Genomic DNA, 26,057 nt, shown 5'->3' on the forward strand with positions numbered 1-26,057 from the left:
TTCCTGCTTCGGCTTGATGGCGGTCTTTTTCTAGCCTTCTACAACATCCGCTTCATCTTTGCGCTTTTGTTTTCTGTACATGATAACCGCGGCTGTTGCAATGGCTAATCCTCCGACGCCGCCGATTGAACCAGCAAATAGTGGCGTGTTGTTATACCAGCGCACAAACAAGTTAGTCGAGACGAGGAAGTCATCAACACGTTTTTCGAGCTCGTTTCCGGCTGCATCCACTGCAACAATCTTTACTTCCTGCTTGGTATTCGCGCTCGGAACTTCAATCGTGTAGTTTTCTCCATCTGCCTTATGATCAACCTTCTTACCATTCAAATAAATTTCCGTTTCATTTAGAACGAGGTTGTCCTTGACAGTGAAGGTGACTGGCTTCGTTTCCACTGGATATTGCGCGCCGTTTTCCAAATCAACTGGAACAATGACCGGTGCCGTTTTGTCAATACCAAAGGAAATTTCAGCTTTTTTCGTTTCATCAATGTTTTCATTAATGTTGCCGGCTGCATCCTCAGAGTACAATGCTACTGTGTATCGGCCATCGCCAGCAAACAGATCCTTTTTCACTACATACGTATACTGGCTCCACTTGCCACTGCCACCCGTTTCGGAAACAGAATAATCAGGTCCCTTTTTCAAATCAGCTGGAGTGCCATTCTTGGTCATTTTTACGTTAATAGAATCTTGGTTCAAGCTATCCACATTTGTTTCAGTCACGATGACATCTGTTTCATTCTTCACGTATTTGCCTTCAATTTTTTTCAAAGCTTCATCAAAGACATACACAGAACCGAAGCGATTAACAGAGAAACGGATCGTTTGGGTTGATGTATTTCCTGCAAAGTCCACGAGTGTCGCGGTTAAGGTATACAGGTCATCATTTTCCTTTGTCTTATCGAAGTTTTTGAAGGCATAAACTTGGCCATTTGGCGTATCAGCCAGGCTTCCATCTAGCTTGACGGTGCCGCGATTGGCGCCGGTTAGGCTAATGGATACGGAATTTTTATTAAAGTTTGTGTCAGCGTAACTAATGACAGGCGCTACATCTCCGTTGTTGGCAGACTGGTCCTCAACGCCGGTGATGGTCAATTCGGGTGCCGTCTGGTCGACAAAGAATTCATCCGCTTTGTAATCTGCGGCCACGTTGCCCGCCATATCCGTATAATCAATATCAAAGCTGTACTTGCCATCAGCCGAATAATTGATGGTGGCGGTGTGTACGTCGCCCCGTGTTGTCCAGCCGCTAACACCTGGGAAGGCCGCTTGCGCCCCGCCATCACTAGCAGAGCCGGTTACTTTAATCCGGCTAGTATCAAAATTGTGCTCGTTAATCGTAATGGTTGCCGTTCTGGCTGCTTTGTAATAGTTGCCGTTAGCAGCAGCGTTATTACTGTAAGAAACATTAATGACTGGAACGGTCTTATCCAGTGTGAACTTTTGCTGGGCAAAAGGTGCCGCTCCGTTGTTCGCATTATCTTTATATTTGATATCGAACGTATAATCACCATCAGCCGTATATCGGATTGTCGCTGTATGGATCGTTTGATCAGGGTCAGCGGCGTTCACTTTTGTTGACCAGCCTGATAGATTCGGAATCGCACCATCTGTATTGGTAATCAGATGCTCTACATCCTGAGGTCGGAAGTTCCGCTCGGTAACCACGATCGTTGCTGTACGGTCTGCTTTGTAATAATCGTGATTCTCAGAGTCTGCTGAGTTGTTATCATAGGTCACTTCGATAGTCGGTGCCGTCTTATCAATACTGAATGTCATCTCTTCTTCCGAAGTGTTACCTGCCCTATCCGTCACCTTCACTTTGACCTTGATTTCATTACTGTTATTGGTCACATGAAGGGTTTTCGTCATTTCTGTGACTAAGTTCTGATCATTTTTGGTTTGCTCCCAGCCTTCAGCCGTGCTGCCAGGTGCATAGGTTTTATCATTATTGATTATGATGTGTCCCGTTTGATTGTTGGCCGTATCGTACGGAGCAACAACGGACCATTGGATGTCGCTGATACCGGAATATGTATCAGCAACAGTTAATTTTACGTCTACATTTTGGTTATAAAGGTCTAAGTTGTTATTGTCCGTATAAGTCGTTTCAGCTTTTTCAAATTCAATGTGCTTTTCTTTAGCGTGTTGTTTTTCATCCTCAATTACTGTTCCATCCGGTGTTACAAAATCGCTGCTATTGTTAACATGGTCGGTTGCTTTGGCAAAAATTTGTCCCTTGAATGAAGCTGGAACCGTAAACGTTACGATCCCCTCCGTTGGAATCGCCTCCATGCTTCCTAGTTGTGACGGGTCAACTTCCTGTAAAGTGCCATTAGCAAGAACGGCATAATACTTACCATTTTCATAGTCTTGTAGGTAGACAACCATTGTTTTGAGTTTACTTGTCGCTTCAAAGTCGTTGTCTTTTTCAGGGTCTTCTGCTTTTACCGTTACTTGGACTGGATTTTTAAAATAGAAACCATAATCGGTTTGTTCGACTGTGTGTTTCAAACTATCTGTTGCGTTTACACCAGAGAACTCGAAATCGGTAATTTCTGGGCTTGTTTCATCAATATAGATCGTTTTTTCGGCCTGATTCGCATTTCCAGCATTATCAACGATTTCTGTGTAAATTTGATAGGAACCGTCTTCTTTTCGATTTGTTTTCTCCGTATCACGGGCCGTTAAGTCTGGTTTTAATTGTGCTGCTTTTTCGTTGTCAAAATAATACTCGTCAATCAACTGATCGTTGACGTTGATATGGACCGTGTTGACACCTGAGTCGGTATCTTCGGCATTCACGTCATAGTTCACTTCGCCGCTGTAGAATTCTTTCTGGTCTCCATCAACATAACGAGTAATCCCCGTTTTCGGAGTAATGTGAATGGCCGCCTCCGGCTTTGTTTTCTCAATCATCACCACGCCGCTAGTCTCTGAGGCAATGTTCGAATTGCTGCTTGTTACCATATACGGTTCGGCACTCTTGTTGTTAACATTGTCGGTTACTTCTACAGAGAAGGTACCTTTGAAGTATTCCGCATCCATCGTATACTCTGCTTCCGCCGTTAATCCGTTATTTTTGAGGTTTGTTTGGACTAATGACGGCGCTTCTGTTTCCCCATCTGGTACAGCCTTCAAGGAAAGGTCCTTAATGCCGGCAGCATCATCATTAACCTTGACGGTTATTTTAATTTGCTTGTTAAAGAAGGTGCCAAACGAAAGGTAGTTCAATAATTTGGCAATCGTGCTATCGTTTTCAACTTCTAAATGAACGGCATCCCCGTCGGCTTCGTCAAGGGTTGGCGCATTTTCATCAATGTAGATGGTTTTTCGTGCCTTCTCTTCTAAACTATTCCCTGCGTTGTCTTTTACATCTACCGTAAAATCATATAATCTTCCTTCTTCAGTAAGATCGTTGGTATTAATTGCCTCAATCGCAGGTTTAAGCTCCTTGGCCTCTTTAGAAAAAGGATAGGTTTTGTAATTCTTGCCGTTTAGATCAATTTTTACCGTATTGACGCCGGAGGCATCATCCGCTGCGTTAATGTCTAACTTCACATCATCACTGTAATATTCCGTTACCACACCTGTAGACTCATTAACCTTTACATAAGGATTTTCCTGTTTTTCAGGCTTTACCTTCATTTCCACCGTTGGCTTTTTACGGTCAATCATGAATAATGGGTTGCCGGCAGGTTCGATATTGTCCTTTGTTACATCATAGGTTTTGTGATTAGTGACACGGTCCGTGACATCAACAGAGAATGTTCCTTCAAAGCTTTCTTCGTCAATAACAAATACGGCTTGGGCTGTTTTGGCATCCCTGCTGAAATATTCATCCACTAATTTGGGTTCAATCTTTTTATCTGTTGAATTCTTTGAAATGGCTTGTAACGAGATTTTTTGAACCCCTGAAGCTTCATCCTTGGCGTTAACTGTGACTTGGATGGCTTTATTAAAAAACATACCAAGTGTAAGGTGATTCAAGAATTCAGATAGCTTATCATCATTAATTTGTTCCACTTTGACAGATCTGCCGTCTGCAAGTGTTGGTGCGTTCTTGTCAATGTTAACCATGACTGGTACTTTGCTCGATTGATTTCCTGCTTTATCAACCGCCCAAACTTTATAGCTGCCAGAAGTATCAGCCGTGAATTTAAATTGATTGGACTTCGAATCATATGATGCTTCTGTTACGGTCTCTTCCCCAACCTTGCTGTAGAAGACTTTATCGATGTCAGAAGAATAGCTGATATCGTAAAAATCCTCTTTACCATTGTCAATGGTTCCTGAAACCTGAACCGGGCCGCTAAACCATTGCGAACCATCCACCATATCCTTATTTGGGCCATCTAATTTTACGCTGGATAAGACAGGACTTTTTGTATCAAACACGATATAAATATTATCGGGCAGGGGAACTTGTTTACTTCCCCAGCTTCCTGAAGACTTAACCTTCATTTTTTCAATAGCTGCTGATTGTTTAAGGGTATATTCCGTTTTCCATCCTCTAAATGATCGGAGGCTGATCAGATCGTAGGCCGATCCTTCCTTAGGAGTGATGCTAACGGCTGAATCCCTTGAATAGATACGAATTTCTTTATTGCCTTCATGATACGCGTCTTTGGCTAAAGATCCCGTGATTGACACATAATCTTCCCAATTTCCTTCTAAAGGCTCATCTTTCACAAAATTGGCCTCGACTGTTTTATCAGCAGTAATTTCTGGAATCACATACGTATAAGATCCTTCCGCATCATTCGCTGTGATGCCGTCAGTAACTTTTGTACCATCCACTAATAATTGCTCTAAGTGATAATCATAATCTGGAGTAATAGTAACAGTTGCATTGCCATTGTAATCCACAACCGGCTTATCGATTGTGATTTGACCATTTTGGGGGTCGACTGCCGTTACGTTGTAGGTATTAATCGCAAATTCAATCACCACTTTTTGGTCCCGTGTTACTGGATCAGGCGACGAAAACTCGTATTCTTTCTTTGACTGAGACACCTCAGAGGTAATCAAGGTATCCCCAAATGTAATCCGCTTAATATGGTAGCCCACTACCGGAATGACCTTAAAGGACGGTTTTGAGCCATAATTGACAATAACGGTACCGCCTGCTGAGTCAATCGTTTCGTTGGAACCATTCTTTACTTCGCCCTGCTGACGGTCGTATTGAAAGGTAAGAACGAAGGTGTCGACAGCAAAAGCAACATTAACCGTATGTGCCGCCGTCACATTTTTTAATCTGTACGTATAACTGCCATCCGGATTTTTAGTGAGATTGATATCATCTTTAAGATTGATAAATGTATCATCTACTTTCATACTGTCCACATGGTACCCTTGTTCAGGTGTTACCGTAAAAGAAAAATCCGAGCCATAGGTTATATTGACTGGCTCACCGGATAGCATAATTTTGCCATCCTCGTTATTCGTAATGACACCATTTTGATAGGAATCAAATGTAATCGAATTGGTTTTTACTCCAAACTCAATGACAATAGTGGTATCTTCAGTCAGGTTTGCAATAGTTTCTGTGTAACCATCCTTATTTTCATTTGGGACAGTTTTGAGTTCTGCATCACCAATTTTAATCGACTTGATTTCAGAACCCTGGCTTGGTTCAATACTGATATCTACTTGTCCTTCATCGACAGTTACAGGTCGTTTGTGATAATCAGTACCATTAATACTGACTTTCCCACTGCCTTCACCAATACTGTAAACCGTAACTTGATGTGCTGCTGGTTCATTCTCTGGTGCCGGCTCAGGATCCGGTATTGGATTGGTCTGTTCCTCCGTACCGGCATTTGGTTCCTCTGTACTTGGATTTTGTTCTTCAGTGCCAGCTGGTTGTTGTTCATTTACAACTTGCGGATTGTCAGTTGTGATCGCTAATGCAAACTTTCCGACAGGCAAGTTGTAGACAACAAGCATGATTGCCAGTAACACTGCCAAAACACGAGGGAGCTTTGCTTTCCTCTTTTTAAACATTCCTCACACCCCTTGTTATTTCTTAAAACTATTTATCAAATGGTTTCACTTGTATGGGTAACCTTGATATCTTTAACAATTTTGAAAGCAACCTCCGGAACCTGCTCCTCTGCTTCATCTAGTAAAGCAGTTTCATTTAACAGGGTGGTTTCTTCGATACTTTCTTTTAAGAGCACTGTTTCATCCACGAGTTCTTGCGTGGCTGCTACTTGTAGAAGCTCAGTATTTTCGGCCAGCAATTCTGTGGCCTCACCTCCCAATAAAACAGTTGCCGGTATAGGCTTGACCTCGTTAGGCAAACTTCCTGGTTGAGCCGTGCCCAGCTTTGCGGAACCTGTCCTCCCGAGTCTCCCAGACCGTGCCCGTGACAGGCGGTCAAACGGGCTAGTGGGACGCTTGCTGCCTGAATGGTTATGTTCCCGAATCTCCTGAATTTGTTTGGCTGCCGTTCTCCCGGTCAATTCGCCAATCAGGGCCGGTATATTCATTTTTATAAAAAGAAAGATGGTCACTGCAAATAGTACTCCGGCAAGGGAGTACCCGATAATGGAGACGGAGAGCCAAGCTGTTGCATCCATAACGAATCCTCCCTAGTCCTTTTTATAGGCATTATCAATGGCCGTTTCTGTTACTTCAAAGCGATTGATGACTTCATTTTTAATGGTTTCAACTTTATCTGAGGTTTTTTCTATTTTATTGGTGCTTTGCTTGACTGACTCTACAATGGAACGCAGGTCAGTTTCTTTGACACCATCGGATTTAAACTTTCTCGCATAGGTTTCAACTGAATACATCGTCAACTTGTAGAGTTCGAGTTTGACAATTTCGCTCTCGTCGGGGTTCTGATCCACCAGTTTGATTAAATGTTTTATATTTTTCCAGTAAGGACCGTATCTCCCCTTATCAGATGCTTCTTCGATTTGCAGGGTAATATCCTGATTGAATTTACCAATATCCCGATAGATCATCGCCATTTCATAATAATTGCGATCCTTGGAACCATACTTGGTGGCATCCTCAAACCATTGGACAGAGCTTTTCATTCTCGTAATCTGATTATCGCTATCCGCTGTTTTCCCATAGTCGTAGTAATACCAATAGACTTTGCCCACTTCAAAAGCCAGGTCGGCATAATCAGGATTTTTACGCAGCTCCATCAGATGCGCATTAATTTTTTTCGTAAATTGCTCTTCTTCCTCAATGGAAAAAGCAGCGTCGTTTTTAAATGTATCAAGCAAACCGATATAGGCTTCATTCTCCGATGGCTTGATATCAATGGCTTTAAGATAATAGTCCATTTTATTGGCATCAGCCGTTGCTGTTTTAGCTAATTGGATATTATGGTCGTAATTGTCATTGTTCTCTTTTGTACTCATCGCTTGTCCAGTAATTCCAACCGCCAGGCTAAGCAGGGCTGCACCGGCTAGAATACTAAAATTTCGGAGTTTTGCCTTTTGCTTTGCCCGATACGCATCATCCGCTTCTTCGTAGTGGTCGAGCGCATAGAGAAGCTCGGCACAGGACTGGTATCGGTCATCTGGATTCAGCTGGGTGCATTTCTGAATGATTTTTTCCAGACCGCCCGATAATTGTGGATTCCAATGCCGGATCGGATAAATCTCGTAAGGAGGCTCGCTAGGGTTTTTACCTGTTACAAGGTGGTAAAGGGTGACACCGAGACAATACACATCTGTTCTGGGGTCGGTTTGGCCTTTGCCGCCAAATTGCTCAGGTGCCGCATAGCCCTTGGTTCCTAGATTGACGGTATCTGCAAGATTTTCTTGTTTGTATTCTCTAGCAATCCCAAAGTCTATTAGTTTCAAGTTGCCGTCTGGCTTCAGCATGACGTTGGCCGGTTTCATATCCCGGTAGATGATAGGAGGATTGTTGGTATGTAAGTAATCGAGTACTTGGCAGAGCTGTTTTGCCCATTCAATCACCTGTTCCTGCGATTGGGCACCATACTCGTCCAAAATCTTGCTGAGCGGCTCGCCTTCGATGTAATCCATAATGACATAAATAACGTCTTCCTTATCTAATATGTCAACGATACGCGGCAAGGCAGGATGGTCGAGCTTCTTGATCATGTTCGCTTCGGCGATGGCACTCTGAATCACGACTTCGTTGTTTTTATCTCGGGCCCGTTTTTCGATTTCTTTGACGGCCCACTGTTTGTTCAGGCGTTTGTCCATGGCCAGATAGACCTTGGACATGCCGCCCTTTCCAATCAGCTTCAGTATTTCATATTTTCCTTCTATTACAGAACCTATTGCAGCCAATGTGTGTTCCCCATCCTTACAAGATTTTAATAAGCATGACCGTGATATTATCCGTTTCCTGTCTTTGCTTATTAAGTTCTATCAATGCCTTTGCTTTCTCTGCCATCACAGCTTCATCCATTAAGGATTCCGGAGCGAACGCTTGATGAATCTCTTCCCCAGTAATCATGTTGCGGAAACCATCCGAACAAAGCATGAATACTTGACCGGGTGAAGGGTTCCCAGATAAAAATACGGGTTCCACTATTCTCGAAGCACCGATACATTGCAGAAGAACATTTTTTCTAGGATCAAACCTTGCCTGTTCTGGTGTTAACGTGCCTCTCCTAACCTCTCGACCTACTACTGTCTGGTCTTCGGTTAAGACTTCCAGTTTATCGTTATCAATTCGGTAAACCCTGGTATCTCCGACGTGGGCAATCAGCATGGGCTTTGATTCGATCAGAAGCAGCGCTGTAAGGGTGGTTCCAAGCTGGATTCCAACTTTTTGCCCATATGCTGCAATCCTTACGTTTTGTTCCTGAATGATTTGCTCCCAGCTGGACTGAATTTCTTCGAATTGGTATTGGGCGATTTGTGTCGGAAATTCTTGTTCGAACCATTCGGAGAATCGATTGATGACACTGGCACTTGCGACTTCCCCTTTGGCAAGCCCCCCCATGCCGTCGCAAATGACAGCTAAAACTACCGTTCCAAGAGATGTCTCTGCAATCTTGATGCAGTAGCTGTCTTGATTGGTTGGCTTTTTCGTTCCAATATCGGTATGTGCAGCTGTTAATACTTTCATATTGAACCTTCTTTACTCTGCTATGTATGTATCTTAGAACCTTTGGGTTTTCTTCATTAAAAACGTGATGATAGTATTAATAAGCATGAAAACTATAAATCTATTATCCTATTTCATCCAATTATTTCCCATTTTACCTCAGTTTGTTTAACAGTGTCGATATATAGGAATACCTAAAAATAACAGTTAATTGCCAATTTAAGGTAATGTCATAGGACTATTTTATCGATTAAAAAACAAACTGTCCTAATAACACAAAGTCTTCACTTGATTTCGACAAATATTTTATTTATATTATTTTAGGAATATTGTTTTTGAATTGAATTTTTGGAATTTTGGCGTGATATCACATAGGCAGGTTATAGTATGGTATTTGATGGAATTGTCATTTCTTTTATTGTCGGTTTTCTCAGAAAAGGGAATTTATGGGGTCTAGCACAATTGAATTTAAAATGGGGATGGATCTTTCCACTGTTGCTGGCTATTGAATTAGCCGTTTTTTCCTTTCAGAATGACAACAAATTTCTTGGAGACATAAGTGGTTCTATTTATATGCTCGTATATGTTCTAGGGTTGCTATTTTTATTTATGAATCGTCATAACCGCGGTTTTTGGTTTATTTTTACTGGAGTATTATTAAACTTCTTAGCTATGGCGGTTAATGGGGGGAGAATGCCCGTTTCAGAGCAGGCGGCTGCAGTTCTAGATCCAGGCTATATTGAAGCTTTAAAAGATAGCTTGTACGCAAAACATGCTCTGCTGACGTCTTCTACCCATCTCGGATTTTTGGGTGATGTGATTCCCATCACCGATCCATATCCGCGTACTCAAATTATCAGCATCGGCGATATTGTCATGAACATTGGAATCTTCTTTTTCATCCAGTCCCTGATGGTTCATAAAAAAGTGGACACTACCGCTCCATCTCTTTAAAGGAGGTGATCAAGATGAAAAAGGATCAAAAAAACGGCATCAAATTAACCAGCATTCTTTACAATGCAGTGATTATCGGTTCTGTTATCATAGCTCTAACTTCTGGATTTAAATTAGTTTAAAAAAGCAGTAGAATGATAGGGGAAGTAACTTATTACTTCTCCTTAAATTATTATTTTGAGAGTGATAAATATGCGCATATTCAAAACACCGGCCAATACCTATTTATGCTTAGTTTCCGCCCTAGGTATTCTGTTATTTTCTTTTTTAATCAAGATCCCAACGTATACCAGAATGGATTGGATAACCATTTTTGCTGTTGCCGGATCCATATTGTTGCTGAATTACTACACTATCCTTCTCCCCCCTAAGGGTAATTCCCTTTCCATGGATTCTTCTATCTATTTAGCGAGTCTTTTTTTGTTTGGTTTAAATTTCACTTTACTTGTGTTAATTATACATTCTATTATTTTTGCAATATTCCAGCGAAAAGTTGTTTGGTGGAAACACCTGTTTAACTTCTCTGTATATTCGTTGATGATTATTGGTTCCTACAATATTTTTAGTGTTACTGGCGGTCTGATTGGTTATATTCATATTGAAAACCTAATTCCGTATTTATTGTCATTTGGAACTTATTTTGCCTTGAACCTAGTGCTTGTCGGAATTTACTTTATATTATCTATCACGGAAAACTTACTCAACTTTTTTCTCGACCTGTTTAAAGAAACAATCGCCACTTATATAGGTACACTCTTGTTGTCATTGGTGCTGGCCGTTCTAATGAGGACAGACAGCATTTTTGGTCTAATTCTTTTCACCTGCATTGCCTTTTTATTATCATTAGCATTTAAACAGCATTTCCGCCTCTTTAAAGAAGTATCTGAAAAAGCCAATAAAGACTTTCTTACCGGCCTTAATAACCATGGATACTTTAAGGAACTACTCGAAAAACTGGTTAATGATGCAAAGGATAACGACCAGCCATTAAGTGTTGTCATTCTCGATATTGATGATTTTAAAAAATACAATGATTTATATGGACATATTCAGGGAGACCATCTTCTTCAGGAATTTGGTACACTTTTAAAATCAGAAGCAGAAGCAGCAAATTTTATTGTCGCCCGCTACGGCGGAGAAGAATTTTCCATCATTATGCCTAACACAAACCGGCATACTGCTTATTCGTTTATAAATGATTTCCGAAAAAAGGTTAACGACACCTACTATAAAGGGGTAGAACGCCTCCCATACGGATGTTTGTCCTTTTCGTCAGGTATTGCTGAATGTGAAAAAGCTACTTACAGTATTTCCGAACTACTTAATAAAGCTGACCAAGCAATGTATGCTGCTAAAAACCAAGGAAAAAACCTAGTGCAAATATATAATGGACAATCCGATTATTCGCTCCTCCATTCACTTTCCCTTGAAAAGGATTTGGAAGAACTGGAGTATCAATTAAAAATTTTCCTCTCCAAAGATGTCTATACGTACCGACATAGCAAGCGCGTTTATCAATATGCTGTTAATTTTTCACGGACTCTCAAGTTAAATGAACATGAACGTAAAACAATCATTCTTGGCGCACTGATCCATGATATCGGAAAAATAGAAGTCCCGCGGGATATTTTGAATAAAAAAGGGAAACTTGAACCTGAAGAATGGGAAATGATAAAAAAACACGTAACATGGGGAAAAGAAATTATTTCTACCAATAAGAAATTGGAAGACTTAATTCCATTAGTGGAACTTCACCATGAACGCTATGACGGCCACGGTTACCCTTACGGCCTAAAAGGAAAATCCATTCCAAAACTGGCTCGGATACTCTGCGTCATTGACTCGTTCGATGCCATGACGACCGAACGTCCCTACCAGCAAACCAAAACCTTCCAAGAAGCATTCGTCGAACTGCGCCAATGCTCGGGAAAACAATTCGACCCACAATTCATTGAACCATTCATCAACATGGTCAAACAACAAGACACTGCTGAAATCACAGACAAAGTTCTTGTAACATGAGAAACTGTTCCAAAGACAGCCGCCCACAACCTAAAGGCGGCTTTTTATGTGTACCCTGGTAACGCATTACTCCGGTGGGGGCCTGTCCCCCACCTTGGTAACGTATTAAAGAGATGGATCCCTTTCCCATTTCTGTATAGTATTAATATTATTGCATGTTAATGAAATTGTTGATTTTGCTCATGGAAACGTTGTCATCCAAAGAAATATTAAAAGTTTCTGAAATATTAAAATAATATACTGGACGAATATTAAAAATTGTTTTAATATACTAATTGTTAACTAATTTACTAGTTCTTTTGGTCGATACTATTATTTGACTACTCATGTCAGAAAAATTAAAAAACTTCTATAGGGGGAACAATAATATGAAGAAATGGACTATGGTACTTATGGCATCTGCTTTGTCTGCCGGTATCCTTGCAGGCTGTGGAACCAGCCAATCAGCAGGAAGCGGCGGCAACTCAGACAAAATTAAACTTGGAGTAAACCTGGAGCTTTCCGGTAACGTGGCTTCTTACGGTGAATCCATGGATAAAGGAATTGAAATGGCCGTTAAAGAGATCAACAAAGACGGCGGCGTTGATGGCAAAAAAATCGAAATCGTAAAAGTCGACAATAAATCAGATGCCTCAGAGGCCACAAACGGAATCATTAAATTAACTAGCCAAGATAAAGTGAATGCAGTCATCGGTGCGGCAACGAGCGGAAATACAGTTGCCCAGGCACAAGTGGCAAACGATACAAAAACCGTGCTCATCGCCCCTGGCGGTACAAGCCCAACGGTTACAGTGGACGAAAAAGGCAAAGTACGCCCCTACGTGTTCAGGACATCTTTCATTGACCCATTCCAAGGTACAGTTGCTGCCAACTTTGCTTTGGACAACTTAAAAGTGAAAGATGCAGCAATTTTCGCGGACAGTTCGAGCGATTATGCTAAGGGCTTATCCGATTCATTCAAGAAAACGTTTGAAAAAGCTGGCGGCAAAATCGTTTCCCAGGAAGCTTACGTTGGCAAGGATACCGACTTCCGTGCAACCTTGACCCGCATCAAGGCAAAACATCCATCGTTCATCTTTATACCAGGGTATTATGAAGAAGTCGGCTTAATCGTCAAACAAGCTCGTGAATTAGGAATTGACGTACCATTAGTTGGTGCCGACGGCTGGGATTCTCCAAAACTAGTAGAATTAGCCGGAGCCGATGCCTTAAATAATACTTACATTATTAACCACTATTCATCGGAAGACCCAGATGAGAAAGTGCAAAAGTTTGTCACAGCCTTTAAAGAAGCAAGCGGCGGCGAGGCGCCAAACGCATTCAACGCACTAGGTTATGATACGGTTTATTTCTTGGCAGATGCCATCAAACGTGCAGGAAGCACAGATTCTAGCAAAATTCAGAAAGCATTAGAAGAAACAAAAGATTTGGCACTTATTACTGGAGCTTTAACTATTGATAAAAATCACCATCCAGTTAAAACAGCGACTGTTCTGGAGTACAAGGACGGCAAACAAGTATTTAACACTAAAGTAAATCCTTAAAATCTAGCACCGGTAAAATGGAAGGGGATTTTCCTTCCATTTTACTTTTTAAAAAATTATCCCAAAAAAGGAGAAATAACGCATGGAGTGGTTACAGCAGCTAATCAATGGAATTTCACTCGGCAGCATCTATGCCTTAATCGCATTAGGCTACACCATGGTATATGGAATCATTAAACTGATTAACTTCGCGCACGGTGACGTGTTTATGGTCGGTGCGTTCGTCGGGTTTTATGCGATTAAGGGATGGGGATTGGGCTTCTTCCCGGCACTCATATTATCCATGGCTTTCTGTGCCGTATTTGGAGTTTTAATTGAACGAATTGCCTACAAACGGCTTCGGAATGCTACGAGAATTGCAGCCCTGATTACAGCCATCGGAATGTCACTGTTCATTGAATACGGAACCATTTATGTTCGCGGGGCGCAGCCAGAAGCCTACCCAGCTGGGGTTCTTCCAAGCAGCTCCATCAATTTGTTCGGCGCCCACATCAACAGCCAGGCTCTGCTCATTTTATTGGTGTCCGTGGTACTTATGATTATTTTGCAATTTATTGTTCAACGCACGAAAATGGGTAAGGCGATGCGTGCCGTGTCCCATGATATGGAAGCTGCCCGGTTAATGGGCATTAACGTGGACCAGACCATTTCGTTTACGTTTGCAATCGGTTCTGCATTAGCCGGAGCCGCCGGGGTGATATTCGGTATTTACTATACAAAAATTGATCCTCTCATGGGTGTCATCCCTGGATTAAAAGCATTCGTCGCAGCTGTTTTGGGAGGCATTGGCAGCATACCAGGCGCCATGGTCGGGGGCATTATCCTCGGTGTCGTGGAATCAATCGTCAGTGCCATGGGCTTTTCGTTATGGAGAGACGCAGCGGCCTTCCTGATTTTGATTTTAATCCTGATTTTTAAACCATCCGGTATCTTTGGAAAAAATACAAGAGAGAAAGTGTAGGTGATTCTCATGAAAAAAGCCAAACAGTTCTTGTTGTTTCTAGTACTGTCACTTGTTGTTTACGGGGTCATTCAATACCTCATTCAGACAGGCATGTTGAATCCCTTCTATAGTAATATGATTATTTCAATAACAATCAATGTGATTCTCGCGGTCAGCCTCCATTTGGTCATCGGGATTACCGGCCAGTTTTCAATTGGACATGCTGGTTTCCTTGCAGTTGGTGCCTATGTATCAGCGATTGTGACCATGCAATGGGAAATGCCGTTTTTCGTGGCACTCATTGTAGGCGGAGTGGTAGCTACACTGGCAGGCCTTGTTGTCGGGATTCCGACATTGCGCCTGCGGGGTGATTATTTGGCAATCGCCACTCTTGGGTTTGCGGAAATTATCCGGATTACTTTTTTGAATATTGATTATGTGGGCGGTGCCTCCGGAATGCAGGTTTCGCACCTGACAACTTGGACGTCGGCATTTGTATGCCTGTTCATTACCGTTCTAGTGATTTCAAACTTTACCAATTCGCGACATGGGCGCGCCTGCATCGCGATTCGCGAAAATGAAATTGCTGCAGACGCCATGGGCATCAACACGACATTTTATAAAGTTGCCGCGTTTGCTTTAGGATCATTTTTTGCCGGTATTGCTGGCGGATTGTATTCTCATAACTTCTATATTATTCAGCCAACCAACTTCGGCTTCTTGAAGTCATTCGATATTTTAATCTTTGTAGTACTTGGCGGCCTTGGCAGCTTATCCGGCGCTGTGATTAGTGCCGTGTTATTGACGGTTATTTCTACGTTCTTGGGTGAGTTCCCAGAAACCCGAATGATTATTTATAGTGTCGTGTTGATTGTCGTAATGCTATATCGTCCTCAAGGACTGATGGGCACTCGTGAAATCACCGATTTATTTAAGCGCAGTACCGCGAAAGGGGGTAACTAGAATGGCGCTATTAGAAGTTAAAAACGCCGGAATCACGTTTGGCGGATTGAAGGCTGTTTCCGGTTTTAATATGGAAATTCGCGAAGGAGAGCTGGTCGGTTTGATTGGGCCTAATGGCGCTGGGAAAACTACTAGCTTCAACCTGTTAACGGGTGTGTATACCCCGTCGGAAGGCGATATTATTTTTAACGGAAAACGTCTAAACGGACTAGCTCCTTATCAGGTTACCCGCTCGGGCATCAGCCGGACATTCCAGAACATTCGGTTGTTCGGTGAGTTAACGGTATTAGATAATGTAAAGGTCGCTTACCATTCTTTAGCGAAGAATTCGATTTTAAGCTCGATCCTCCGCCTTCCTCGACATTTTTCTGAAGAAAAAATCATGGAGGAAAAGTCGCTCGAGTTTTTAGAAATTTTTGGATTGGACCAGTATAAGGACGAATTGGCAAAAAATCTCCCTTACGGCCAGCAAAGAAGATTAGAAATTGCTCGTGCGCTAGCAGCTGGTCCGAAATTATTGCTGCTGGACGAACCGGCGGCCGGAATGAACCCGCAGGAAACGCACGACTTAATGGAGTTAATTGCGTTTATCAGAAAGCAATTTGGATTGACCATCTTGTTGATTGAACACGATATGCAGTTAGTCATGGGGATTTGCGAACGGATTTATGTATTAGACCATGGACAGCTAATTGCGGAAGGGACACCTGAAGCGATTCGAAGCAATCCGAAGGTAATTGAAGCGTACTTAGGTGAGGAGGTTGCGAGTGATCATGCTTAAAGTGAACGATATCAATGTGTTTTACGGGAATATTCAGGCGCTAAAAGGAGTTTCATTAGAGGTCAAGGAAGGTGAAATTGTGACACTGATTGGGGCAAACGGCGCTGGCAAAAGTACGCTGCTCAAAACCTTGTCCGGGCTGCTGAAGCCAAAAACGGGTACCATTGAATATATGGGGAAAGTGGTTTCAGGCAAAGTGCCGCAAGCGATTGTAAAGGCAGGCATCTCCCACGTGCCAGAGGGGCGCCGCGTTTTTTCAAACATGTCAGTAGAGGAAAATCTCGAATTAGGAGCCTTTACAAGAAAAAACTCACGTGAGATTCGTGAGGATTTGGCGAAGGTATATGAGTTGTTTCCAAGGCTGCTGGAGCGCCGCAAGCAGTTATCCGGAACGTTATCTGGCGGTGAGCAGCAAATGCTCGCCATGGGCCGCGCCATCATGGCCAAACCAAAGCTTCTGCTGTTGGACGAGCCCTCCATGGGACTAGCCCCACTCATGGTAAAGCAGATTTTCAATATTATTGAACAAATCAACAAAGCAGGCACCACGGTCCTACTTGTCGAACAAAACGCCAACATGGCCCTATCCGTCGCCGACCGCGCCTACGTCATCGAAACTGGCCGCATCGGCCTAAACGGCACCGCCGCCGAACTCCAAGCCAGCGAAGACATCAAAAAAGCCTACCTCGGCGGAGCATAAACTAAATAAAGTCTAAAATTAGGGACAGGCCCCCACCATGGTAAAGCGTTAATGCACCGGGGGCCTGTCCCTCGCCATGTTAAAACATTAACGCATTGGGGGACAGGCCCCCGCTCTAGTAACGCATTAATGCAGTGAGTCTGTCCCCTTATAATATGTTGTAAAGTTCTTTAAGGTTTTGGATTTCATAGGTTGGTTTGATGTCTGTTTGGTTGGTTTTTTGTTCTGGGTTGTACCAGCAGGTGTCGATTCCGGCTAGGTAACCACCTTTTATGTCTGAGTTTAGGGTGTCGCCGATGATAATTGTTTTCTCTAATGTGATATTTGGAATTTTGGCGAAGACGAAGTCAAAGTATTGTTTCATTGGCTTTTGAAAGCCGACTGTCTCCGATACGAAAATATCCTTGAAAAGCGGGTATAGACCAGAAGCTCGGAGGCGTTTATCTTGAGTTGTGGCGACCCCGTTTGTCACGATATAGAGGTCATACTCGTTTTGCAGGCTGGCTGCTAACTCAAGAGCACCTTCCACTAACTGATGGCCTTGGTCCAGATAGGTTCGATATCTTTTTTCCAGGAATACTCCATCCACCTCTTTGCCATGCTCCTTAAATAAAAGGGAAAACCGAGTATTCACTACTTCATCTCGGTCAATTTTTCCTTCTTCAAACGACTTCCATAGACCTTGATTGATCTCCAGATAACGCTGTTCCATCTCAGAAGTTAATGCTATCTTTTGCTCTTCAAAAAGAGATTTCAATGCTTCCCTTTCCGCTGCACTAAAATCTAACAATGTATTATCCACATCAAATAATAGAGTTTTATATTTTTTCAAAAGTCATCCACCTCTTCGGTCTTTTCGGATCTGCCAGACTGCTAAATTACTAACATTTTTTAGGGTACGCCAATTACCTAGGAGGGTCAAGATTTAATATTTTCTAGTCTCCTCTTAATATTTCTAGTAAGTATTAACATAAAGAGCAAAATATTGGTAAAATATTATAATAGAGTTATTGTATGGGCTGTGTGAACAGCTTACAACCCTTTGATGATGCAGGTGAGACCCTTGAATAAAACGACCCACCCGAGTCCTCCTATTGCCTTACTTTTAAAGGCAGAGTTGAGGGAAAAAACAAAGCTGACCAAAACCGAAATGAACGCTTGCCTTGCCGATGGAATGCCTCATTATATGATTGGCAACGAATACCGTTTTTTGGAGACCGAGGTCGTTCAGTGGCTGAAAACCTATCGGCCCTCACAGGAACGGTTAGAGAAAGAATTTATCGATAAAAAAGGCAGGACATTACAAGAATATGTTACTCAGGAAGTGATCCTAGAAACGCTGCGGATCAAGAAGGAGAATTTAGCTGCCCTTTTAAAAAAAGGAATGCCTTTTGCAAAAGTCGGAGAAAAAAATTTCTATCATATCCAGGATATCTTAGATTTTTACCGGCGAGGTTCACAAATCCATGCAAAACAACCCCAAACAAGAAGTTCAAAGAAGAAGTTTTTGATGCCGCTTTGCAGGAGTATCCCGAAAGAGGTTCCGTTTATTATCATGGACGGGTCATACAATTTTAACAAACACCAAGCAGGTACAGGATTGGTGTTGATTGAGAATAGGGATATCGCAACCGGGCGTTCCAATGTGTGGAATATGAAAACAACCAAACCGATTATATGCGAATACCTGGCTTTACTGGAAGCCTTAAAACTAATCAAGGATAACAACTTCACCAAGGCAGTCGTCATCACCGACCAAGAGTCCTGGTGCAAAGGAATAACCTTCGAAATAAAAACATTCGAAGAAACCGTAAAGCCCGTTATGACCGAACTTACTGAGTTATGGGGAGAGTTACGTGGCAAAGTAACGATTAAATTTGTCGGCCAAATGGATAAAGGAAATCAAAATTCCCTATACAAAAAAGCCCATGATCTAAGCAGAGCCTATAAAAAAGCTATTTTAGAAAACTTAGAATTTGGCTGAATCGTGATTTCTTAACAGCTGCTTTTACTCCCTCGTTCAGGCAAAATAAATAAAAAACCTCTATAGGCACAACGAGCTATATTACTCGTTGTGCCTTTTTTCTCGTATTTTCTATTTACTGAAATGGGAACTGTCCCCTTTGGCCTATCCCCTTTTGTTTTTTTTAGGTAACGATTGTATTTATTATTTGAACATAATAAACTAATCTAAAGTCATATTATAAATTGTGATAAAGTGGCAATTTATGCAGAAACCATGCAGCTCTGGGGGAGGACCGCCTAATGGACATCAACCATTATAAAAATATAGAGCGTGAAGAGAATATACCCATGATTCAAATCATTGACGAAGATATCTCCACACTGATTTTTTTAAAAGAAGCACTTGAGAAAAAAGGCTGGATGGTCGTTACCAATACCGACCCTGAAAAAGCTGCCTCGCAACACCTTGAGTGGAAACCTGACTGTGTCATCATTATAGAGCCCCTATCGCAAGGCGGCCATGGATTTCAGGCCCTTAGCGCCATACAAAATCACCACAAACAAAGTTATGTACCGGTAGTGGTCATTAGTTTAAATAAAAACAGAGAAACAAGATTACAAGCTTATCGTTTAGGCGCCGATGATGTTTTTGAAAAACCACTCGATTTAGAAGAAATGATCGTTCGAATTGAACGTTTGTTAAGCCGAAAGAAATTATTTGACCAATTTTCGAAACCAGCACCTCGTCAAGAACTCACCGTACAAGTGAAAAAGCCGCTGTACGTATCGATAATCGATGATGATGCGATTATTCGTACCATGCTTATGAAAGTTTTAAATACAATGGATGCGGGTTTTTACGAATTACAGCTGGAAGCATTTGATAACGGCATTCAATTTTTCGATTCCAAACGACTAGAGAAACCAGGCCAGCACTTTTTAATTCTTGACGGCATAATGCCCGTCATGGACGGGATGGAAATACTTCAAAAGGTAAGAAAGCTGTATATGGATGAAAACTTATACATTCTCATGTTAACTGGCAGAAAAAGTGAAGCAGATATTGAAAAAGCACTAAAACTCGGTGCCGATGACTATATGACAAAGCCTTTCAGCATAAGAGAGCTGCAAGCAAGAATCGAGCGTTTAGTGAAGAGGATGAAATAAATGATAGACAATGAGCTCTTACTCCTTGCTGTTTTATCCGTTTCCATTTTCAGCATGCTAGTTCTTCTTTTATCTTATTTAACGGTCCGAAAATCAGTGGATATCAGGAAAAGGAAATCGATTGAATCCTATAAAGAAAAATATAACCCATTGATTTTCTCGATGCTTTCAGAAGGACTTTTATCAAGAGAGCTGACTCCCGAAACACCTCTTCAATTTAAAGCGATTGAAGAACTCCTTAGCCGTTACGCCAAGGTGTTAGAAGGGAAAGAAGAAAAAGAACGACTATTCCAACTAGCTTCTATGTATTTAACGGATCGGTACCAAAAACAGCTGATGAGCAAGAAATGGAGCACAAGAATGAATACGCTCTACCATATTGAAGACTTTCAGATGATTCAGCTGGCGGAGGAGGTCCGCCGGTTAGCCGGCAGAAGGAGAATTTCCCATGAAGAGCTTTTGCACGCTTTAAGGATTCTGGCCCTGGCCCAGCACCCCGATTTGTTTGCTTTGCTAACGGGGGAATTTGTCCAACTGTCAGAATTGGACCTGCGCAATATCCTTGTTCACGTTAATGCTAAGCAATTTGATCAATTGCTCCTGCATTTCCACAAATCTCACACACCGTTAAAAAAAGCCATCTTGGATGTCATATCAATAAGAAAAGAAGTATCCTATCTTACTTTTGTAGAAAACATCTTTGCTTCCTATCAAGGAGAAGTTAGGTTAAGAGCCATAAAAGCATTAGCGGAAATAGGGTATGTTGAGGATGCCGCCCCCTATTTACAGTTTCTTTACTCGCAAAAATGGGAGGAACGCATGATGGCAGCAAAACTGATGGGTTCATTAAGGGAAGCACCGGCCATTCCAAGATTGATTGAATTATTACATGACCAATCTTGGTGGGTTCGGTCACAGGCGGGGCAAGCGATTGCTCAATTTGCCAATGGCAAAGAAATATTACAAGCCGTCCTGGACGAATCCTCTGATCCCTTTGCTAAAGATATGGCTTGGGAATGGCTTTATAAAGGAGTTTAAATCATGGTCAATTTTATTTGGGGAAATGTGACAACCATTTTTGTTTGGTTTATTGCCATCTACATGGCTGTTGTTATCGTGTTTTACTCCGTCATTATGTTAATTTCTTTTTTGCAGCTTCGAAAGGATTACAAATTGGATAGAGTACTAGCCTATGAAGATTATCTGGATGAATTTTATACTAAACCGGTATCGATTATTGTTCCTGCCTATAACGAAGAGGCTGGAATCATTCAAAGTGTCCGGTCGTTATTAAGCATCAATTATCCTACCTTCGAAATCATTGTTGTAAATGATGGTTCGACTGACGGCACATTAGAAAAAATGCTGGCTCAATATCAAATGAAAGAAATAAAAAAAGCCGTGCGAATTCAGGTGGAGACAAAACCAATTAAACACATCTACCAATCAGAGGTGCTGCCAAATCTGTTCTTAATTGATAAAGAGAATGGCGGAAAGGCAGATGCCTTGAATGTGGGCCTCAACTTTTCCCACTTTCCTTATTTTTGTTCCCTTGACGGCGACTCCGTCCTTGAACAAGATGCTTTTTTAAAGGTCATGAAACCGATTATTGATTCTAATGAGGAAGTAATTGCTTCAGGCGGCAGCGTTCGGATTGCCAATGGTTGTCAAATCCAAAACGGCCATGTTCTATCAGTGGGCTTATCGGATAAACCCATGGTCGTCATGCAAATTATTGAATATTTGCGGGCGTTTTTAATGGGGAGAATTGGTTTAAGCCGGCATAATTTGCTGCTCATTATATCTGGTGCCTTTGGAGTTTTCTCTAAATCGTGGGTCATTGCCGCTGGAGGTTACCGTGTTGATACAGTTGGAGAAGACATGGAATTGGTAGTCAGAATTCACCGCTTGTTAAAAGAAACCGGCCAAAAGAAGAAAATTGTCTATGTTCCTGACCCTGTTTGCTGGACAGAGGTCCCCGAAGATATAAAATTTTTACGCAGACAAAGAAGACGCTGGCATCGCGGGCTGTTCGAAAGCTTATGGCATCACCGAAAGCTTACCTTCAACCCCAAATACGGTTCGATTGGTCTCATCTCCTTCCCTTATTTTTGGATTGTCGAGTTTTTCGGACCAATTGTGGAAGCAGCAGGTTATGTATTTATGATTCTCTGCCTCTTTCTCGGAGGAGTATATCTGGAATTTTCCATCCTATTGTTCCTTCTCTCCTGCTTATATGGCTCTATTTTTTCGATGGCCGCCGTTTTATTGGAAGAATGGAGTTTGACTAAGTACCCAAAGGTTTCCGATATTATTAAGTTATTTTTGTACTCTTTAACCGAGACGATTTGGTACCGGCCGTTAACCGTCTTTTGGCGCTGTGAAGGAGTTTGGCAAATGCTGAAAGGGGATACCAGCTGGGGAGAAATGACAAGAAAAGGTGTATCCGAATGAAGAGACCAACCTATTTATTGATTTATGCAATTGCTTTCGTTTTGCTGCTGACTAGTCCCTTTTGGCTTTGGTTTCTTCAAGGTTCAAAAGAATTGAACGTGTTAATCATGGATAAAACCGTTCCAAATCAGTCCTACCGGGAACACAAAGGATTAGTCTGGGTTTTAAACCATTCAAAGTATACCCATAATGGCGGGCTACCGTATTCCAGTGCTGTTGACTATAAAGGATTCGAGCCAAAGGATGGGGAAAATTACACCGTCACTCCCCTACCCAAAAACTTAAAATCATACGATGTCTATTATTTAACCGACCAATATGGGGTCTATGAGGAAGAGTTTTACGGAGAAAATGCTGCCGGAAAAAAATCTTCCAAGATCTATGGAGGATTAAAGGCTTCGGAAGTAGACCGGCTCCAAAAGGCACTGCTTCAGACAAAGGGAAAAACCTTAATTGCCGAGTTTAATACATTTGCCAGCCCCACTTCCGATACGGCCAAAAATAAGATTTCCAATTTGCTCAATGTTGATTGGTCGGGGTGGATTGGCCGATATTTTGCCGACCTCAGCAGCACCGAGGTACCTGAGTGGGTAAAGCAGCATTATGAGGAACAAAACAAGAAGTGGTCTTTTACAGGGGATGGTTTTGTTTTTGTCAGTAAAAATAATTACATCGTGGTCATCAGCGGTAATGATATACATGACAATGGGCTTCTGTTTCAATTAACCAAAACAGGGAAAAACCACTTTAGCAATAAATTGGAAGGCACCTATCAATATTGGTTTGATATCATCAATCCCCGCGATGAAAAGGAAGTATTAGCTGAATACAAGCTCCCTGTCTCAAATTCTGCTAAAAAGGAATTAAACAGCTATGGGATTCCGGCTGAATTTCCGGCGGTGATTTATCACCAGAATAGCAAATATTCTTCCTATTATTTTGCTGGTGATTATGCAGATGAATCCGAGGTGCCGGGAATCTACCAGACAAAGGGGTTGGATGTTTGGAAAAAGACTTTTGCAACGGCTGACTCTTTTTACTGGAAAACCTATGTCCCGATGATGAAAGACCTCCTTGCTAATGGCTTGCACCATGTGAACGACAAAGAACAAGTGGAAGTAACCACTATTGCTGGCTTGAAGACAAACAGTAAAACAGATGACTCTTATATTCAGATTCAAAAAGACGGGAAATGGCAGGACTTTCTCATTAAAGGCGTAAATATGGGGATTGGAAAGCCGGGATATTATCCGGGTGAAACCGCGATTACCAAAGACGAATATTTTCGGTGGTTCCAAGAGATTGGCAAGATGAACGCCAATGCCATCCGGGTTTATACTCTCCATCCGCCGCAATTTTACGAAGCGTTTTATGAGTATAATCAAACAGCCGATCAACCATTATATTTATTTCATGGTACGTGGGTTAATGAGGAAAATCTGATTGCAACCCAGGATGCTTTCGCCCAGGTCAACATGGATGACGCCAAACTGGAAATCAAAAATATGATTGATATCATTCATGGCAATGCCGATCTCCCTGCCCGTCCGGGACATGCTTCAGGTAAGTATTCATACGATATATCGAAGTATGTTATTGGTATGATTATCGGGACAGAGTGGGATCCTTCCATGGTGTTGAATACCAATCAACTGCATGGAGGCACTGCCCAGTTTAATGGTACCTATTTTCATACAGAGGATGCCTCCCCGTTTGAAATCTGGCTTGCCGGCCTACTGGATTATGCGGCGGACTATGAAACAAGTAGGTACCATTGGCAGCATACAATGAGTTTTACCAACTGGTTAACTACCGATTTATTGACTCATCCTGATGAACCGCTGGAAACAGAAGATATGGTGTCGGTTGATCCGAACCATATCCATGCATCTGATGCATTTCACGCCGGACTGTTTGCTTCCTATCACATTTATCCGTATTATCCTGATTTTCTTAACTACGAGGAAAAATACCTCAATTATCTGGATCAGGATGATAATAAAAATAACTACGCAGGATATTTGAATGATTTGATTCGTGCCCATCAGATGCCGGTTTTAGTAGCAGAATTCGGCGTTCCTTCATCTAGAGGATTGACTCATAAAAATGCTTACGGTATGAATCAAGGCTTCCACTCCGAGGAAGAACAGGGCCAAATCGATAGCAATTTATTTCAATCGATTGTTTCAGAAGGCTATGCTGGCGGGCTTGTGTTTACCTGGCAGGATGAGTGGTTTAAACGGACGTGGAACACGATGGACTATGATAATCCTGACCGCCGGCCGTATTGGAATAACCCGCAGACCAATGAACAGCATTTTGGGCTGCTCGGCTTCGAACCAGGAAGTGCCGAAACGGAGATTATCGTTGATGGCGAAAGCAAGGATTGGGATGTAGCGGGTGTTAAAAATAGTTACCTATCAAAAGACAAAAATAATGCTCTACATGAGGTCCGGGTATCCTCTAATAGTGGTTATTTATATTTTCTTTTGAAGTATAATCAGCCGGTGGATTTCACCAAACAAGGCACGTATATCCTGCTTGATACGATTAAAAATCAAGGTCAAACTTCGATTTCCCTATCCGACGAGTCAAAAGTCCAAACCAACTTTGGAATTGATTTTTTAATTAATCTAACGGGACCAAAGAACTCTAGGATCATGGTGGATAGTTATTACGATCCTTTCTATTATCAATACGCTGAGCTGTTAAACATGATCGAGAAACAGCCATATGCCCGACAAAAAGACAACGGGGTATTTCACCCCATCCGGCTGGCGCTCAATAAAACTATAACGATTCCGTCGTCAAACACAGTTATCCCGTTTCAAGATTACGAAACCGGTGTGTTAAAATTCGGCAGCGCAGACCCCGATAGCAACGATTTCGATTCGTTAACGGATATCAGTATCAGCAGCGATCACCACGTCATTGAGGGAAGAATTCCTTGGCAGCTGTTGAACTTTAAAGATCCGAGTCAAAATGAAATCATGAGTGACCTCTGGAAAACCGGATTGGAGCGCAGCATGGAGGCCGATGGAATCCGTGTAGCGGTTGTAACGACAGACCAAGGAAAGGTCCAACAAACTCTCCCAAAATTAAACGGAGGACAACTCGAGGATAGTGACGCCTTCTTGTATAAATTAAAAAAATGGGATCAACCCGTCTATTATGAACGGTTAAAGAAATCTTATGATTTGATTAGGGAGACCTATCGAACGACAAAACTGAAATAGTGGCGAAGCCAGGGGGACGTGTCGCTACAAGGGAATTGATAGACCTGGGTTACCTGACAGTAACTCCCTACGTGACCGTATGCATTGAAAAAACTAGAAATGGGTAACGTAGACAGCCTCTACGTGACCGTATGCATTGAAAAAACTAGAAATGGGTAACGTAGACAGCCTCTACGTGACCGTATGCATTGAAAAAACTAGAAATGGGTAACGTAGACAACCTCTACGTGACCGTATGCATTGAAAAAACTAGAAATGGGTAACGTAGACAGCCTCT

17 protein-coding genes are annotated in these 26,057 nt (G+C 42.0%); 12 read left to right on the forward strand and 5 right to left on the reverse strand.

All coding sequences use genetic code 11. The features are described 5' to 3' along the window. Positions 1-30: 30 nt before the first annotated feature. The 4 genes from BN2425_RS19085 to BN2425_RS19100 are packed head-to-tail and all read right to left on the reverse strand — an operon-like array spanning position 31 to position 9,072. On the reverse strand, positions 31-6,006 hold the full coding sequence (locus BN2425_RS19085; protein WP_052352969.1) for an InlB B-repeat-containing protein: 5,976 nt from the start codon (positions 6,004-6,006) through the stop codon (positions 31-33). Between the two features lie 35 nt (positions 6,007-6,041). Further along, complete coding sequence (locus tag BN2425_RS19090) at positions 6,042-6,584, reverse strand: hypothetical protein (RefSeq protein WP_042462815.1); 543 nt, start codon at positions 6,582-6,584, stop codon at positions 6,042-6,044. 12 nt (positions 6,585-6,596) lie between these two features. Next, the gene (locus BN2425_RS19095; protein WP_042462817.1) at positions 6,597-8,285 is read right to left on the reverse strand and encodes a serine/threonine protein kinase; all 1,689 of its coding nucleotides are present in this window, start codon (positions 8,283-8,285) and stop codon (positions 6,597-6,599) included. A 16-nt stretch (positions 8,286-8,301) separates the two neighbouring features. Continuing rightward, the gene (locus BN2425_RS19100) at positions 8,302-9,072 is read right to left on the reverse strand and encodes a PP2C family protein-serine/threonine phosphatase (RefSeq protein WP_042462820.1); all 771 of its coding nucleotides are present in this window, start codon (positions 9,070-9,072) and stop codon (positions 8,302-8,304) included. Between the two features lie 366 nt (positions 9,073-9,438). Here BN2425_RS19100 and BN2425_RS19105 point away from each other — a divergent pair, with 366 nt between their 5' ends. From BN2425_RS19105 to BN2425_RS19135, 7 genes are all read left to right on the forward strand, one after another. Continuing rightward, the gene (locus tag BN2425_RS19105) at positions 9,439-10,005 is read left to right on the forward strand and encodes a DUF5317 domain-containing protein (protein WP_042462823.1); all 567 of its coding nucleotides are present in this window, start codon (positions 9,439-9,441) and stop codon (positions 10,003-10,005) included. Positions 10,006-10,197: 192 nt separating this feature from the next. Further along, a complete protein-coding gene (locus BN2425_RS19110; protein WP_052352970.1) occupies positions 10,198-12,027 on the forward strand; it encodes a bifunctional diguanylate cyclase/phosphohydrolase in 1,830 nt (609 codons plus the stop codon). Between the two features lie 368 nt (positions 12,028-12,395). Next, positions 12,396-13,571, forward strand: a complete 1,176-nt coding sequence (locus BN2425_RS19115; RefSeq protein ID WP_042462825.1) for an ABC transporter substrate-binding protein — start codon at positions 12,396-12,398, stop codon at positions 13,569-13,571. Between the two features lie 82 nt (positions 13,572-13,653). Further along, positions 13,654-14,532 carry a branched-chain amino acid ABC transporter permease gene (locus BN2425_RS19120; protein ID WP_042462828.1) on the forward strand — a complete coding sequence of 293 codons (879 nt, stop codon included), beginning with the start codon at positions 13,654-13,656 and terminating at the stop codon, positions 14,530-14,532. A gap of 9 nt (positions 14,533-14,541) precedes the next feature. Next, positions 14,542-15,477, forward strand: a complete 936-nt coding sequence (locus BN2425_RS19125; RefSeq protein WP_195891971.1) for a branched-chain amino acid ABC transporter permease — start codon at positions 14,542-14,544, stop codon at positions 15,475-15,477. A 1-nt stretch (position 15,478) separates the two neighbouring features. After that, complete coding sequence (locus BN2425_RS19130; protein WP_042462832.1) at positions 15,479-16,258, forward strand: ABC transporter ATP-binding protein; 780 nt, start codon at positions 15,479-15,481, stop codon at positions 16,256-16,258. Next, positions 16,251-16,958: an ABC transporter ATP-binding protein gene (locus tag BN2425_RS19135; RefSeq protein ID WP_042462872.1), complete on the forward strand. Its 708-nt coding sequence runs from the start codon at positions 16,251-16,253 to the stop codon at positions 16,956-16,958. The genes BN2425_RS19130 and BN2425_RS19135 overlap by 8 nt, the downstream gene beginning before the upstream one ends. Positions 16,959-17,106: 148 nt before the next feature. Here the strand turns inward: BN2425_RS19135 and BN2425_RS19140 are convergent, their stop codons facing one another. Next, positions 17,107-17,790 carry a YjjG family noncanonical pyrimidine nucleotidase gene (locus BN2425_RS19140; protein ID WP_042462835.1) on the reverse strand — a complete coding sequence of 228 codons (684 nt, stop codon included), beginning with the start codon at positions 17,788-17,790 and terminating at the stop codon, positions 17,107-17,109. A 231-nt stretch (positions 17,791-18,021) separates the two neighbouring features. Here BN2425_RS19140 and BN2425_RS19145 point away from each other — a divergent pair, with 231 nt between their 5' ends. The 5 genes from BN2425_RS19145 to BN2425_RS19165 all read left to right on the forward strand — a co-directional run bounded on the left by BN2425_RS19145 (position 18,022) and on the right by BN2425_RS19165 (position 25,780). Then, positions 18,022-18,942 carry a reverse transcriptase-like protein gene (locus BN2425_RS19145; protein WP_042462838.1) on the forward strand — a complete coding sequence of 307 codons (921 nt, stop codon included), beginning with the start codon at positions 18,022-18,024 and terminating at the stop codon, positions 18,940-18,942. A gap of 281 nt (positions 18,943-19,223) precedes the next feature. After that, a complete protein-coding gene (locus BN2425_RS19150) occupies positions 19,224-20,090 on the forward strand; it encodes a response regulator (RefSeq protein WP_042462840.1) in 867 nt (288 codons plus the stop codon). Then, positions 20,091-21,128, forward strand: a complete 1,038-nt coding sequence (locus BN2425_RS19155; RefSeq protein ID WP_042462843.1) for a HEAT repeat domain-containing protein — start codon at positions 20,091-20,093, stop codon at positions 21,126-21,128. 3 nt (positions 21,129-21,131) lie between these two features. After that, positions 21,132-22,544 carry a glycosyltransferase family 2 protein gene (locus BN2425_RS19160; RefSeq protein WP_042462845.1) on the forward strand — a complete coding sequence of 471 codons (1,413 nt, stop codon included), beginning with the start codon at positions 21,132-21,134 and terminating at the stop codon, positions 22,542-22,544. Beyond that, positions 22,541-25,780 carry a hypothetical protein gene (locus tag BN2425_RS19165; protein WP_042462849.1) on the forward strand — a complete coding sequence of 1,080 codons (3,240 nt, stop codon included), beginning with the start codon at positions 22,541-22,543 and terminating at the stop codon, positions 25,778-25,780. Before BN2425_RS19160 ends, BN2425_RS19165 begins: the two co-directional genes overlap by 4 nt. The last annotated feature ends 277 nt before the right edge of the window (positions 25,781-26,057 follow it).

The organism is Neobacillus dielmonensis, from assembly GCF_000612665.1.
GTDB lineage: Bacteria > Bacillota > Bacilli > Bacillales > Cytobacillaceae > Neobacillus > Neobacillus dielmonensis.